This window comes from Puia sp. P3 (genome assembly GCF_050632245.1).
Classification (GTDB): domain Bacteria; phylum Bacteroidota; class Bacteroidia; order Chitinophagales; family Chitinophagaceae; genus Puia.
In genome coordinates, this window is record NZ_CP192583.1 from 3950800 (window position 1) to 3964234 (window position 13435).

A 13435-nucleotide genomic window follows, 5' to 3' on the forward strand; every position below is an offset into this window, starting at 1 on the left:
CTTTAGGAAGCCTGACCCAACCTGTAGCACAAGAATTGATCACTTAATTTCAAAGGCATCCTTATGCAAATACAATTTATCCGGAATATTCAATTCACCAAGCTGGTGAAAGCCGACGGCCGTCTGAGGGAATTCAATTTCCGTAAATCCAACGGGCTCCAGGAAGGCCTGTTCACCGTTGACGTCAGCGACGACCGCGGCAACCGGATCGTACTCAGAATGCAGCGCGAAGACGGCGTTTGGAAGATCGTGAAACAACAGCTGCCCGCATGGATATGGGAGAACGAAGCAACGTTTCACACGCTGATCGAAGAAGAACTGGGCGCCACAGGAATGGTGAAATAACAGCACGTTCCTTTTCCCCACTCGCTTTCAACCCGAAACCGGCCGTTATTCGCGGCCGTAAATTCCCGGCAAAGCAACATCCCCAGACCCGTGCCCTTTTCTTTTGCAGTACCATAACTGGTAAAACTTTCCCTGCGGCGGATCCGCTCAAGCGCTTCTTCCTTCATCCCGATACCATTGTCGGCAACGCGGATCTCGATCTCATCTCTCACATGACTGGAATAGATCGTAACACAATCTCCCGGACGGCAAAACTTGATAGCATTACTCACCAGATTGCGGATCACCACCTGCACCATATCCTTGTCCGCAAAGGCGTCGGGCGCTGAATCCATAACTTCCCTGAGCTCCACTTTCTTCTGAGCCGCCTGATGCGCAAACAGCGCCAGCGTATCATGCACCAGCGGCTGCAGCGGCATTACCACCGGCTTGACCACAATACCATCCAGCTGACTACTGGCCCAGAAGAGCAGATTGCCCACCAGTTCCGACGAAGAATCCACATTCCGCCTCAGCTCGGCCAGCATGCCGCTGATCTCCTGCTCCGACAACTGCTTCTCCTTGAGGAAATCCAGCAGCCCCTTCAGCGAATTCAATGGCCCCCGCAGATCGTGGGCGACGATCGAGAACAACTTGTCCTTTTGCTGATTGTTCAGCAGCAGCTGCACCGCCTGGTGTTCCAGCGCCTCCTTCTGCTCCTCGATCTTCTCGTTCTTCTCCCGCAGCAGCTGATTGTTCCGACGATTGACCATCCGGCTTCGCATGAGGATAAAGGCCAGCAGGCTAAGGAATACGATGACCCCAACGGTAATGGATATCTGCTGGGAATCCTTTCTCAGCGTACGCTGATACAGCGCCTCTTTTTTCGCGGCATCCTCCCTCAGATTGGATTCCTTTTTCTCGAAGTCATACCGGGCTGCCATCGCCACCACCTGCTTCCGGGACTGGTCATTGATCAGACTGTCGGAATAGTCCTTGTAGAGCTTATAATAGGTCAACGCACGGCGATCGTCGCCCTTGGCCTCATAGATGTCCGCCAGCACCTTCGCGGCCTCATGGATCTCCTGCTTGCGGTGCAGCTGCCGGGAAAGGTCCAGCGACTGTCCGGCATACCGCAGCGCCTCGGGATAGTCTTTTTGGGCCAGGTAGACCTGCGCGAGCAGATTGGTGGTGGAGGTCAGACCCAGTTTTTCGTCCGATTCCAGGTAAAAGGCAAGGGACCGCTGATAGTGCGAAAGCGCCGCGGAATAATTCCCCTGCGCAGCCAGTATTTTTCCGATCGCGTTGTTATAGGTGGCGATGGCCTGCTCGTCCTTTATCCGGGTGGCGGCTTCCAGCGCCTCCTCCCCCAGCCGCAGCGCCGGAACATACTGCCGGCGGCGATAGGCCAGGTCGGAAAGATCGGCAAGTACAAGATAAGACTGCGCGCTGTCCCCGCCTTTTTAAAGTTCTCCCGCACTTTCTCCATTATCTGCTGCGCCTCTTCATAGTCCCCTCCTGCTTGTAAAAAAGGGCTATATTGTAGTTGGCCTTGGCAATGAGACGGTTATCGCCGATACTGTCGGCAACCTTCAGCGACCGGTAATAACTATCCAGCATCCGGGCATAATCACCCCGCATCTCATAGGTGTTCCCCAGCATCCGGAACCCCTCCGACTCACCCCGGCCATAGCCCGTTTTTCCCGCAAAATTGATGGCATTCCGCGCATAAAAAAGGCGCTGTCTGCGTTAATGCCATAGTAGGCATGAGCCAGACTGTTGAGCGTATCGGCATAGGCCGTATCCGATATAAAATTGGAGTCATCCCCGGAAGACCTTAGCTGGGTGCGGAGCCGGGATATTGCACCGGCCTGAGCAAGCATTCTTCGGGGTAATGCGAGGCAGAGCAGCATTAACCAGGCTACAATACAGAAAAATTTCATTCTCAACTCACTGTTTAGATCAGCTTTGTGGTTCAGCCTTCAGCAGCGGCGGATTTACGAACAAAATCGTAAAGATGATTGTTATCAAGGTAGTAGAGCAAACATAGGAAAAAAATCGAAGGGATCAATATTCACACGCTGTTAATAAGAATTGTCTGGAAATCAGGTGGGTCTGGGTTATATTTGGTTAACAACACCAAGAATCCCTTTTCACCGCACAGTAACCCGGCTGTACGGCGTCAATTGCGAAGTGTAAACTTTTTTGTGCAACTCTAAAAGACTTGAATTTGACAGAAACTATCATCAACCTGGAAACCGTTAACCCCATTGAATTTTTCGGCGTAAATAACGGAAAGCTGGACATTTTAAAGAAAAAGTTTCCCCTGTTAAAAATATTATCAAGAGGTACCCAGATCAAGCTAAGCGGTTCGCCCGAACAGGTGGAGACAGCAAAAGAAAAAATCGATCTTCTGGTGCAATACCTTGAACGAAATGGACACGTAAGCGAGAATTACTTCGAGCAGATACTCGGCGGCGACGACGCCGAGACCGTGGACCATTTTGTCGACCGGCACCCCAACGACATACTCGTTTTTGGCCCCAACGGCAAACCGTACGGGCCCGGACGATCAACCAGAAAAAATGGTTGGAGCGGCCGAAAAGAACGACATCGTGTTCGCCATCGGACCGGCCGGTACAGGTAAAACATACACCGCGGTAGCGCTCGCAGTACGGGCGCTCAAAAACAAAATGGTCAAAAAGATCATCCTTACCAGACCCGCGGTAGAAGCCGGCGAAAGCCTCGGCTTCCTTCCGGTGACCTCAAGGAAAAGATCGACCCCTACCTGCGGCCGCTCTACGACGCACTGGACGATATGATACCCGCCGACAAACTGGGCTATTATATGAGCACCAGGACCATCGAGATCGCTCCGCTGGCCTACATGCGCGGCCGTACGCTCGACAACGCCTTCATCATCCTCGACGAGGCGCAGAACGCGACCGACCTGCAACTGAAAATGTTCCTCACCCGTATCGGCGCCAACGCCAAGGCCATCATCACCGGCGACCTCACCCAGGTCGACCTTCCCAAGAACCAGAAAAGCGGCCTGGCCAAAGCCCTCTACATCCTCAAGAACATCGATGGCATCGCCCATATCGAACTCGACGAAGAAGACGTCGTCCGCCACCGCCTCGTCAAAGCCATCATCAGAGCCTACGACAAGGACAAACAGGAACAGGACGAACGACTGGAAAACAACAACTTTCCAAGAAAATAACTTCCCAAAAAACTGGCCCATCAGGGCCGGTTTTTTTATGCCACTTTTGGAGCATGAAAAGATTCACTATCCCGGCCATCTCCTTCCTCCTGCTGTCATCCTGCTCACAATCCTTCAAACCAGCCGAAGACGCCCAGGACGCCGGCCGCGAATTCATCCGCGCCTCACTCGACGGCAACTACGAAAAAGCCAGCTTCTACCTCTACCCCGACTCCACCAACAACATGCTCTTCGATAAATGGAAGAAAGACCACGAACGCCTCGACCACGAAGAACAAAAAATACCGCGACGCCGACATCCTCCCCGTCGATATCAGAACCGTCAACGACTCCACCACCTCCTATACCTACGCCAACTCCTACAAAAAGGACACCACCACCATCCGTATCGTCCGCATCGAAGGCAAATGGCTGGTCGACCTCAAGGAAATACTCAACGGTAAGCAATAGCAGGCATGCGACTCAACCGAACGCCCGAACAAATCTTTGTCTTCAACCACCTAATTCGCTGGACAGCCCTCGTCATCCCGATATCCCTGTCCGTCGGCTCCCTCATAGCCCTCTTCCTCTGGCTGCTCGACAAATCCATCCATTTCCGCTGGGACCACCCCCTCGCTCCTCTTCCTGCTACCCCTCGCCGGCATCGGCATCTACTTCCTCTTTAAATACCTCGGCAAGAATTCCGACGCAGGCAACAACCTCATCATGGACGAGATCCATACCCCCGGCGGCGGAGTCCCCGCCCGTATGGCCCCATTGGTACTCGTCTCTACCATAGTCACACACCTCTTTGGCGGCTCGGCCGGACGCGAAGGCACCGCCGTCCAGATCGGCGGCTCCCCGGCACAGTGGTTCTCCCGCCGGATGCGGCTATCCCCGGCAGATACCCGCCTCCTCCTGATGACAGGCGTAGCTGCCGGCTTCGGCGCCGTATTTGGCACCCCGGTGACAGGAACCATCTTCGCCCTCGAAGTCCTCGCCATCGGACGCATCCAGTACGACGCCCTCCTGCCCTGCCTGATGGCAAGCGTCCTCGCCGACCTCACCTGCAGCGCCTGGGGCATCCATCATACACCTTATCACATCCAGCCCGTCGAATTCAGCTTCCTCCTGCTCGGCGAAGTGATCCTCGCCGGTCTGGCCTTCGGCCTCGCCAGCAACCTCTTCTCCACCCTGTCCCACGCCATAAAAACCTATAGCAAAAAATGGATCCGTCACGCATGGCTCATCCCCGTCGCCGGCGGCCTGCTCATCATCGGACTGACTTACCTCATCGGAAACCAGGACTACCTCAGCCTCGGCGTAACCGGGCAATACCCCAATTCCGTCTCCATCGTCAGCAGCTTTCACGCGGGCGGAGCGGGCGGACTCAGCTGGTGGTGGAAGCTCCTTTTCACGGCAGTGACACTGGGCACAGGCTTTAAAGGCGGAGAGGTCACTCCCCTCTTCTTCATCGGAGCCGCTCTCGGCAATACCCTCGCCACCCTCAGCGGCGCACCCATCGACCTGCTGGCCGGTCTCGGCTTCATCGCTGTATTCGCGGGCGCAACCAATACCCCCATTGCCTGCACCCTTATGGGCGTAGAACTGTTCGGCCCCACACCAGCCATTTACTATGCCGTCGCCTGCTTCACAGCCTACTATTTCAGCGGACGCTCAGGCATCTACTCCGCACAACGCACCGCAGTACCTAAATTCGTTCCTGTCAACGCGGAGTCTCAACCCACACCAAAAACCTCGCCCGCAGGCAACGATCCCACCCCTCCCGAGCAGGTCAAATGAAATTTTCGTTCCTCCCCCTGATGCAGTAGCTTTGCGCTACTTAATACCATTTCATAATTATGATGACAGTTTCACATCCCTGGCACGGAGTACCGGTGGGAAGCAATGTCCCAAGAGTCGTCAATGCGATCATCGAGATCCCACAGGGGTCCCGCTGTAAGTATGAGATCGACAAGGAAAGCGGCCTGCTCAAACTCGACAGGGTCATTTACTCCTCTTTCTACTACCCCGTGAACTATGGTTTCATCCTCTCAGACCTACGGAGACGACAAGGACCCACTCGGACATCCTGCGTGATCACCTCGCTCCCCGTACAGGCACTGACACTGATGGAAGCCAAGGTCATGGGCGTCATGCAAATGGTCGACAGCGGCGACGCAGACGACAAGATCATCGCCGTAGCCGCAAATGATCCGGGCGTCAACCACTACAACAACCTCGAAGAATTGCCCAAACACTTCTTTGAAGAACTCCGCCATTTCTTCGAAGAGTACAAAAAACTCGAGAACAAGACCGTAGTCGTGGAAGAATTCGGGGACAAGACCACCGCCCTGAAAGTCATTGAAGACGCTGTCCAGCTCTACAACGAGACCTTCCGCAAAAAAGCCTAAACGCGGCTTCCTCACAACATCGATGGTCCGTACCATCCGTTGCTAGAATCTCCACTTTCCTTTCAAACGATTGCTATACTGTTGCTGTAAGGCCTACTGGCCGGCATCTTGCGGGCTGGTAGGCCTCAGCGGCGGTGTGAATTTCTATTGCCCTGCCGGCAGCATCCTCCTGATCACTCTTAAATGATGAGTGCGCTGAAACGTCTCGGACTGCACGATCCCCTCATTGTCTATTTTGTCAACCCTCACCTTCCCCGATGCGTGAATAATTTCGTGCGGGTTCAGCAGGATACCGACATGCGTTATCTTCCCCTCGGCATTGTCGAAGAACGCGACGTCTCCCGTCTTAGTCTCTTCCAGAAAACCGACGGCCTCACCCTGCGAAGCCTGCTGGTACGCATCCCTCAGTAATGGCACATTCAGGAATTTATAGACTGTCTGCGTGAACCCGCTGCAGTCAAATCCAAAAACACTCTTCCCTCCCCAGAGATAGGGAATGTTCAGGAATTTATAGGTCAGCTGCCGGATAGACCTGGCATCCGTAAGCGCATCACCCGGCGCCACAGGCTTCCCCTTGTAGTGAACCTGATTCTTCCGCCAGTGCGCCCGTCCATTCTTCATCGCCGTCAGATGGCTTCCCATCGGGACCATCATCGGATGACCATTGTACTCGAGTGCAGTCACCCAGTCCGGCGTCAGCGCACACCCCTCCGATTCATATTCCTCTTCGTCAATCTCCACCAGATGGGACGTCGTACACCATCCCTCATAACCGTCATACTTAATCCGGATCCGCTGCCATTCTTTGGTCTGTTCCAGTATCTCACAACACTCGCCAAAGATCAGCTGACTTACCATTTCCGTCCGGTGAGAGGGCTCCGCCCGCAAAGGGCCTACAGGGACGCAACATATTGCTCTGATCATGTCGGAAAATTAAAGAATGCCGCGACCCTGGCAAAATTTTATGGAATATTTACCGTTTTGAGTCTCACTATTAATAAATAGTTATCTTAACCCCAGTGAAGAAATCACCTTATCAACATATCACCGACCAGGAACTGCTCGAACGCTGGTACTCCGACCACAACAACGAATGGCTGGGCGCCCTCCTCCAACGATATACCCTGCTCCTCCTCGGTGTGTGCATGAAATACATGAAGAGCGAAGAAGCCAGGGGACTGCGTCCAGCAGATCTTCGTCAAGGTCATCACTGAACTCGGAAAATACCGGGTCGAATTTTTCAAATCCTGGATCTATACCATCGCCCGCAACCACTTGCCTGATGCGCCTCAGAGACCAGCACGGCCATAGCACCGAACTTTCTGATTCCATGCTGGCGGCCTGGGACGAAGAACCCGGAATCAGCACCCACCAGAAAAAGGAACAGCTGCTCCAGTGGATGGGAGACAGCCTCGAAGAATTAGGAAAAGAGCAAAAACTCTGTGTAACTTTGTTCTACCTGGATAAAAGATCCTATCAGGAAATAGCTTCTACCACCGGCTTTACCCTGATGCAGGTCAAGAGTCATATACAGAACGGCAAGAGAAACCTGAAATTACTCATTCAAAAACGGGCCGGTGGAGAAAACGCTAAGTCATGAACAAAGACCTGTTGAAAATATTATCCGATAGCAACAAGGACATCGACAACCAGCAGTTGATGGACTACCCTCAGCGGCAAACTCTCCGGTGAACAGCTGCACGAGATCGAACGCTCCATGGCCGACAACGAATTCCTCAACGACGCCGTGGAAGGCCTCCAGCGCATCCGCGACAAAAAGGACATGCAGTCCTACGTCGACGACCTCAACGCGGCCATGCAGAAAAGCCTGGCAAAAAAGAAACAGCGCCGCCTGAAACGCCGACTTAAGGAAGAACCTGGAGCCTGCTGGCAGTCGTACTCATCATCCTGCTCTGTATCCTCGCCTGGTTCGTCATCCATAGGACCCTCGGGAAATAAAAACGCCGCTGCACTGGCAGCGGCGCAGATCATCTTAACAATAATGTTAAGCAGCGGAGAGCAGAATGATCACGAGCAGTACGCCACAACCGATCCAGGACCATTTTACACGGTTCGAATGCTTATCGTCATTGATCAGGTAAGCGATCAGCACCCCGATCAGACCCAGCAACAGACCGAGAGCAAAGCCGCCGATATGAAAACCGGTCTCTCCGCTCATATCCCCGCCCGCCATCGTCGCCAGCCTTTTATTGTTAAGCGTGCCGTCGGCGTTGATAGAATGGCGAAGCTTTCGCTGCGCAAGCTTGAATTCCATCCGGCGCATCCAGCCCATCTTCTTTCCGGTCATCTGTTCCAGGTCCGTCGTTCTCATCGTAGCGAGCTCCTGCAGGTTGACCGTCTTACCCGTATTGCCCAGCGGGATATTGACGTCGGCAGCTTTCAGCACCCTTGACTGTCCGACAGGCAGCGGAGCCACCGCATCGGGCGCAGGTGCTACTATTTCTTCCCTTGAGGTCGCTGTGGCAGGTACGACAGCAGAAGCGGCAAAACTTAGATTAACGGCCATAACAGCGGCCAGAGAGAGGGTAAAAACTCTTTTCATGCTGGAGGTTTAGATTTGGATATTAATTTATCTAACGGGCCCAATATATTCATTTTTTCCAGAGCTTCCTATTAAATTTGTCTATATTCGATTAATTATTAGACGCTTATATGGACTGCAAAAAGACCCTCCTCCTGTTAGTCTCCCTTGGCCTGACAACCACCTTTGCTCAACGGGTCAGCTATATCGTTTTCCTTTCCCAACCTCGCCCACCACGAGGCCAGGATCGAACTGGTCGTCAGCGACATCACTGCCCGGACGGCCACATTCCGGATGAGCCGCTCCTCGCCCGGCCGCTACGCCACCCACGAATTCGGCAAGAACGTGTATGACGTAAAGGCGTATGACCAGAATAGCAAGCCCCTCAACATCGTCCGCACCGACGGCGACGTGTACGAAGTTTCCCGCCACAGCGGCTATATCCGGGTTCAGTATACGCTATACGGCAACTACGCCGACGGCACCTATGTGGGACTCGACGCCGACGGCGCCCACCTCAATATGCCCGGCGCCTTTATGTGGCTGAAAGGAGTCGACAATACCCCCATTACCATCCAGCTTCAACGTCCCGCAAGAATGGCACTGGACAATAGCCACCCAGCTACAGACCACCGGCGACCCACTCGACCTTCCAGGCCCGCAACCTGCAATACTTTATGGACTGCCCGACCAAGATCGGACCGCTGCGCTACCGCAAATGGGAGGTCAAAAACCCCGACGGAAAGAGCTACGCCTTTAGCATCGCCCTCGACGGAGCCGGCGACGACACGACCTTCTCCGTCTTCAGCGAAAAAGTCCAGCGCATCGTCCGCCAGTGCGCAGGCCGTCTTTGGCGAAACACCCGCCTACGACTACGGTTCCTATACCTTTCTGGCCAGCATCAATCCGTATGTCCACGGCGACGGGATGGAACACCGCAACTCCACCATGATCTCCAACGCGGGCAATTTCAATGGCAACGAACGGATCCTGAATACCTTCGCGCACGAGTTCTTCCACTTGCTGGAATGTCAAACGGATCCGCCCCCGAACGCTCGAGCCGTTCAATTTCGAAAAAGAGCGATATGAGCCACGAACTATGGTTTGCCGAAGGCTTCACACAATACTACGGCGGACTCCTCGTACTGCGTTCCGGTATCGGCAAAGACACCGACTTCGTCAAGCAGTCACTGGCAGGCCTTATGAACCTTAAGATGAACACCCCCGGCGCCCGCCTCTACTCCCCCGTCGAAGCCAGCGAAGAGGCCGTATTCACCGACGCCGGCGTAGCGGTAGACAAAACTAATTTTCCGAATATCTTCAGCAGCTACTACCCCTATGGCGCCGCCATCGCGCTGGCGCTGGAACTCGAACTACGCACGCGTTATCACAAGACCCTCGACGACCTTATGCAGGCCGCCTGGAAGAAATTCGGCAAGCCCGAGATCCCCTACACCGTCGCCGGCCTTCAGGACGTACTCGCCGGCCTCACCGACAAGAAATTCGCAGAGAATTTCTTTAACAAGTATGTCACCGGACACGATCCCATCGACTATAACACCCTGCTCGAACCCGCCGGTTTCCTGCTGAAAAAGGCGGAAGAAGGCAAAGCCTGGATCGGCCCCACCCGCGGCATCGACGAAAAAGAAGGACTGATCTTCCAAACCAATACTCTCCGCGGCACCCCCATCTATGACGCCGGCCTTGACGTCGACGACAAACTCCTCGCGATAGACAATCAGGACACCCGCAGCCTCGCCGACCTCAGCGCTGTGCTGGCCAAACACAGACCCGGCGCCACAGTCGCCATCCGCTGGCTGCACCGCGGCGAAGAGAAAAAAGGCACGATCACGCTGGGCGAAAACCCCGCCGTTGCCGTCGAAACATTTGAACAGGCAGGACGACCGGTAACACCCGCGATCATTCGATTCAGAACCAGCTGGCTCGGACCAAAATGATCCGCCCCGCACGACATACCGACTGGCCAGCCATCAGCCGCCTCCTCGACCAGCTGGAATACCCGGACACCGCCGCCTTCCTGTCCGGCAGACTCCAGCGCATGCTCAGAGACCCGGCAGAAACAATTCTGGTTTGGGAATCCGGCGAGACGACGGGTTGCCAGTTCCCCGAGTCGATCCTCGGGCTTCCTCTCCCTACATTTCATCCCCCAGATCGCCCTTCCCGGCGACTTCGCCCGAATCAGCTACTTTGCCGTCGATTCGTCCACCCGTGGCAATGGCATCGGCAGGCAGATGGAAGAATACGCCACCCAACTGGCCCGCGAAAAAGGCTGCGAACTCATCGAGGTCCACTTGCCACTCCCGCCGCGTCCGCGCCCACGAATTCTACGCCCGTCAGGGCTACCGTGAGTCGCCTAAGTATTTGATTAAGAGGCTGAAATAAGGGAATAAAAAACCTAAAATGAAGGCACGGCAATTGCGGCGTTTCAGGTATTAAATTGACACTGTTATGCATACTTTACAACAAATCAGAACCTGGAGTGCGACGCACCATCCCCGGTGGCTGGTCATCGTACGTATCGCACTTGGCCTATTCCTCTTTTCCAAAGGCATTAATTTCATGAGAGATTCGCAATTGGTGGAAAGGCTGATCTATGGCGGGCAAAGCCTCAGCGAGAACAACACCCACTGGCTGCCCATCTTCATCACCTGGCTCAACCTGCTGGGAGGATTCTTTATCATGATCGGCCTGATGACGAGATTCATGGCCCTGATCCAGATACCCATACTTATCGGCGCGATCGTCTTTATCAACGGGCAAAAAGGAGGATTTGCCCCGGAATCCGAACTCGGGCTGGCCATCTTAACCCTCCTGCTGTTGGTCTTCTTTCTCATCGAGGGCAGCGGCCCTCTCTCCCTCGACGCCTATTTCCAGAGTAACCGTAACCGCGGCTCCAGGGCAGAAACCTGCCTTAACCGAGCTCCGGAGGCAAAACCCATTCTAAAAACTCACCCAAAAAAATCCCGCTGCCTGTTCAGACAGCGGGATTAAATTTTTTCATCCTCGGCTACGCCCCTCCGGGAGCTATACCCAGGCCATCGTTTCCTACTGATACTGTATATATATCGGACTCGGCTTCTGCGACAACACCTCCTTAGGCGTAAGCATGCGGCTCTTGGGTTTGCGGATATCGTTCTTGTAGAAGAGCTTGAAACCCGTAAACTGCACCGGCTCGTTCGAGATATACGCCTTATAGCTGTCGTATTTCAGCGTCGGCTCACCCCATCCATCCATATCCATCACGATCTGAACCTCGGGACGCGTCTTGATGCTCTTGTAGTTGGTGATCATCGGCCTTGTAAAACGATGTACGACCAGTATTTTCGGCGGCAGACCATTCGTCTTCGCCAGATTCGCCAGATAATTGGACACGAAGTTTACGTCCGAAGCGTCCATGGTTCCGATAACCGTTCCCGGGCGCTTACCCGTCTTCATCGAAAACTCAGGATCGATGCCCAAATGAACATTCGGCATCTTCAGGTATTTTTCCAGCAGGGGTATCTCGGCCTCTACATTGCTGAAACCTACCTGTACGTCGAGAAATACCAGCGCATTGATGCGCGCCGCGATATGCAGGATGGAATCGATCTGCTTGAAAGGCATCCTGAGGCGGTACTTTCCGTCTTTCCCGGGAGCACCCTGTGCCGTTACGGCGATATAATGGAGAGCGGGGATCACCGGCGTGGCGGTATCCGCCTCCTGCCAGCTTCTTCAACTCGACCTTCAGCCTGCGCAGCATTTCGTCGGGCGGAAACTCACCCAACACCCCCATATTCTTGGAATAAAGATTACCATAGTAGGCAACGATCCGGTTGAAAGGAAGAACAGCTCCCCCGTTCGGAAGGGCCGCCTTTGCCGGCCACCTGCCCGAAGAGTCGCCATTGGCCAGGAACGCCAGCTTCTTGTTGTAAGCAGCTGTGTCCAGCGGACCGCTGCTGATCACCGGCGCGGGAACAGAATCCTTCGGCGCCGCAGCCGGCCTGGCTGCCGCGGCAGAATCTCCTTTTTTGAATCCTGCGAGCTGCCGTTGTTACACGCGCTGATAACGACCAGACCACAGACACCCGCTACGCAGGCGCCCCTGAAGGCCTTGTAAGAACTACGAATACCAGATTTGATTAGGGAACTATCTTTCTGCACCATGTTAGATTTGCCGTGAGTTTTTTTAGGTTGGGCAAAGTTAACGGAAAACGAACCCATGCATTTTTTATTTTATAACAAAAACATAAAAAATGTGGATATCGCGCAGTCCTCCACTACATATAAACCCCCAAAAATAAAACTGCCTCTCGCACCAAACCTGCTCCCTGCCCGCTTTCCCCATCCTCACCACTTTTCCATCGAATATCTTACCACTTTCCTGCCGAATATCCCACCACTTTTCCGTCACATCTCCGGGCCTAAAGTTGTTCTCAAAAAATATTAGTCTACAAATTTGGTAGACTAATTAAACAGGCCTATTTTGCATCAGAATTCAACGCTAACCAATGATAATATTCCTACTGATCAAACTGATCCATACACTAAAAACCCGTCAACACGAGTTACGTGGCCGAGAGGACAGGCGGAGGTCCGCAAGACCTTTTACGAGGGTTCGACTCCTTCCGTAACTACTTTTCACTTAGTCACCCTTCCGCACTGCCATCCTATCCCCATTGTACATCCGCCTCACCGGCATCCGTTCTACCCTGCCCATTCCCGGAACCAGACACCCCATCCTGTCCGGCTTCATCACCCGAATCGAATCAAAACCAACCCTTTGCACCAAAACACCAACTCCCGGCCGCATCCCCACTCCTTCGATCCGCTCCCCTTCACCGGCCCTCCGGCCATCCAACCCCTGACCCTCACAAACGACAAACCCCGCCATCAGCAGGAAAAAACACAATACTTTCATACGCGTAGTTTCCCTGAAGATGCGGGGTCCGCCCG

The 13435-nt window shown here is 54.0% G+C and carries 19 protein-coding genes, 1 tRNA gene and 3 pseudogenes; 15 read left to right on the forward strand and 8 right to left on the reverse strand.

What is annotated here, in order from left to right:
- Positions 1 to 63 precede the first annotated feature (63 nt).
- Entirely contained in the window at positions 64 to 345 is a 282-nt protein-coding gene (locus ACQ86N_RS24410) for a hypothetical protein (protein ID WP_431209324.1), read from the forward strand.
- Here the strand turns inward: ACQ86N_RS24410 and ACQ86N_RS24415 are convergent.
- From ACQ86N_RS24415 to ACQ86N_RS24430, 4 genes and pseudogenes are all read right to left on the reverse strand, one after another.
- Positions 297 to 1388 (reverse strand): sensor histidine kinase, encoded by a 1092-nt coding sequence (locus ACQ86N_RS24415; RefSeq protein WP_431209325.1) that lies wholly within the window; start codon positions 1386 to 1388, stop codon positions 297 to 299. The genes ACQ86N_RS24410 and ACQ86N_RS24415 overlap by 49 nt on opposite strands.
- Positions 1389 to 1736 (reverse strand): annotated as a pseudogene (locus ACQ86N_RS24420) (tetratricopeptide repeat protein); the annotation flags it as partial.
- A 76-nt stretch (positions 1737 to 1812) separates the two neighbouring features.
- Positions 1813 to 1986 carry a hypothetical protein gene (locus ACQ86N_RS24425; RefSeq protein WP_431209326.1) on the reverse strand — a complete coding sequence of 58 codons (174 nt, stop codon included), beginning with the start codon at positions 1984 to 1986 and terminating at the stop codon, positions 1813 to 1815.
- Between the two features lie 700 nt (positions 1987 to 2686).
- Positions 2687 to 2842, reverse strand: coding sequence for a hypothetical protein (locus ACQ86N_RS24430; protein ID WP_431209327.1), 156 nt, complete (start codon positions 2840 to 2842; stop codon positions 2687 to 2689).
- A 67-nt stretch (positions 2843 to 2909) separates the two neighbouring features.
- Here ACQ86N_RS24430 and ACQ86N_RS24435 point away from each other — a divergent pair.
- The 5 genes and pseudogenes from ACQ86N_RS24435 (at position 2910) to ACQ86N_RS24455 (ending at position 5940) form a co-directional block, all read left to right on the forward strand.
- Positions 2910 to 3547, forward strand: a pseudogene (locus ACQ86N_RS24435) (PhoH family protein).
- A gap of 53 nt (positions 3548 to 3600) precedes the next feature.
- Positions 3601 to 3990, forward strand: coding sequence for a hypothetical protein (locus ACQ86N_RS24440; RefSeq protein ID WP_431209328.1), 390 nt, complete (start codon positions 3601 to 3603; stop codon positions 3988 to 3990).
- Positions 3991 to 4002: 12 nt separating this feature from the next.
- The gene (locus ACQ86N_RS24445; protein ID WP_431209329.1) at positions 4003 to 4212 is read left to right on the forward strand and encodes a hypothetical protein; all 210 of its coding nucleotides are present in this window, start codon (positions 4003 to 4005) and stop codon (positions 4210 to 4212) included.
- 37 nt (positions 4213 to 4249) lie between these two features.
- On the forward strand, positions 4250 to 5329 hold the full coding sequence (locus tag ACQ86N_RS24450; protein ID WP_431217578.1) for a chloride channel protein: 1080 nt from the start codon (positions 4250 to 4252) through the stop codon (positions 5327 to 5329).
- A gap of 59 nt (positions 5330 to 5388) precedes the next feature.
- Positions 5389 to 5940, forward strand: a complete 552-nt coding sequence (locus tag ACQ86N_RS24455; protein WP_431209330.1) for an inorganic diphosphatase — start codon at positions 5389 to 5391, stop codon at positions 5938 to 5940.
- A gap of 144 nt (positions 5941 to 6084) precedes the next feature.
- Here the strand turns inward: ACQ86N_RS24455 and ACQ86N_RS24460 are convergent, their stop codons facing one another.
- On the reverse strand, positions 6085 to 6864 hold the full coding sequence (locus ACQ86N_RS24460; RefSeq protein ID WP_431209331.1) for an NlpC/P60 family protein: 780 nt from the start codon (positions 6862 to 6864) through the stop codon (positions 6085 to 6087).
- 95 nt (positions 6865 to 6959) lie between these two features.
- On the opposite strand from ACQ86N_RS24460, the gene ACQ86N_RS24465 reads away from it, so the two are divergent.
- The 3 genes from ACQ86N_RS24465 to ACQ86N_RS24475 are packed head-to-tail and all read left to right on the forward strand — an operon-like array spanning position 6960 to position 7540.
- The gene (locus ACQ86N_RS24465) at positions 6960 to 7154 is read left to right on the forward strand and encodes a hypothetical protein (protein ID WP_431209332.1); all 195 of its coding nucleotides are present in this window, start codon (positions 6960 to 6962) and stop codon (positions 7152 to 7154) included.
- Entirely contained in the window at positions 7147 to 7251 is a 105-nt protein-coding gene (locus ACQ86N_RS24470; RefSeq protein ID WP_431217579.1) for a hypothetical protein, read from the forward strand. The genes ACQ86N_RS24465 and ACQ86N_RS24470 overlap by 8 nt, the downstream gene beginning before the upstream one ends.
- Positions 7223 to 7540 (forward strand): sigma-70 family RNA polymerase sigma factor, encoded by a 318-nt coding sequence (locus ACQ86N_RS24475; protein ID WP_431209333.1) that lies wholly within the window; start codon positions 7223 to 7225, stop codon positions 7538 to 7540. Before ACQ86N_RS24470 ends, ACQ86N_RS24475 begins: the two co-directional genes overlap by 29 nt.
- A gap of 405 nt (positions 7541 to 7945) precedes the next feature.
- Here ACQ86N_RS24475 and ACQ86N_RS24480 read toward each other — a convergent pair whose 3' ends face one another.
- A complete protein-coding gene (locus ACQ86N_RS24480) occupies positions 7946 to 8503 on the reverse strand; it encodes a hypothetical protein (protein ID WP_431209334.1) in 558 nt (185 codons plus the stop codon).
- A 165-nt stretch (positions 8504 to 8668) separates the two neighbouring features.
- On the opposite strand from ACQ86N_RS24480, the gene ACQ86N_RS24485 reads away from it, so the two are divergent.
- From ACQ86N_RS24485 to ACQ86N_RS24505, 5 genes and pseudogenes are all read left to right on the forward strand, one after another.
- Positions 8669 to 9571 (forward strand): hypothetical protein, encoded by a 903-nt coding sequence (locus ACQ86N_RS24485; protein ID WP_431209335.1) that lies wholly within the window; start codon positions 8669 to 8671, stop codon positions 9569 to 9571.
- Positions 9522 to 9695 carry a hypothetical protein gene (locus ACQ86N_RS24490; protein WP_431217580.1) on the forward strand — a complete coding sequence of 58 codons (174 nt, stop codon included), beginning with the start codon at positions 9522 to 9524 and terminating at the stop codon, positions 9693 to 9695. Before ACQ86N_RS24485 ends, ACQ86N_RS24490 begins: the two co-directional genes overlap by 50 nt.
- A pseudogene (locus tag ACQ86N_RS24495) lies at positions 9619 to 10440 on the forward strand (PDZ domain-containing protein); the annotation flags it as partial. The gene ACQ86N_RS24490 and the pseudogene ACQ86N_RS24495, both read left to right, overlap by 77 nt.
- 15 nt (positions 10441 to 10455) lie before the next feature.
- Positions 10456 to 10851 carry a GNAT family N-acetyltransferase gene (locus tag ACQ86N_RS24500; RefSeq protein WP_431217581.1) on the forward strand — a complete coding sequence of 132 codons (396 nt, stop codon included), beginning with the start codon at positions 10456 to 10458 and terminating at the stop codon, positions 10849 to 10851.
- A 100-nt stretch (positions 10852 to 10951) separates the two neighbouring features.
- Positions 10952 to 11494 carry a DoxX family protein gene (locus ACQ86N_RS24505; protein WP_431209336.1) on the forward strand — a complete coding sequence of 181 codons (543 nt, stop codon included), beginning with the start codon at positions 10952 to 10954 and terminating at the stop codon, positions 11492 to 11494.
- 54 nt (positions 11495 to 11548) lie between these two features.
- On the opposite strand, the gene ACQ86N_RS24510 is transcribed toward ACQ86N_RS24505, so the two are convergent.
- Positions 11549 to 12181, reverse strand: a complete 633-nt coding sequence (locus tag ACQ86N_RS24510; protein ID WP_431209337.1) for a hypothetical protein — start codon at positions 12179 to 12181, stop codon at positions 11549 to 11551.
- 864 nt (positions 12182 to 13045) lie between these two features.
- On the opposite strand from ACQ86N_RS24510, the gene ACQ86N_RS24515 reads away from it, so the two are divergent.
- Positions 13046 to 13116, forward strand: a tRNA-Cys gene (locus tag ACQ86N_RS24515).
- A gap of 8 nt (positions 13117 to 13124) precedes the next feature.
- On the opposite strand, the gene ACQ86N_RS24520 is transcribed toward ACQ86N_RS24515, so the two are convergent.
- Complete coding sequence (locus ACQ86N_RS24520) at positions 13125 to 13400, reverse strand: hypothetical protein (protein WP_431209338.1); 276 nt, start codon at positions 13398 to 13400, stop codon at positions 13125 to 13127.
- Positions 13401 to 13435: the final 35 nt, after the last annotated feature.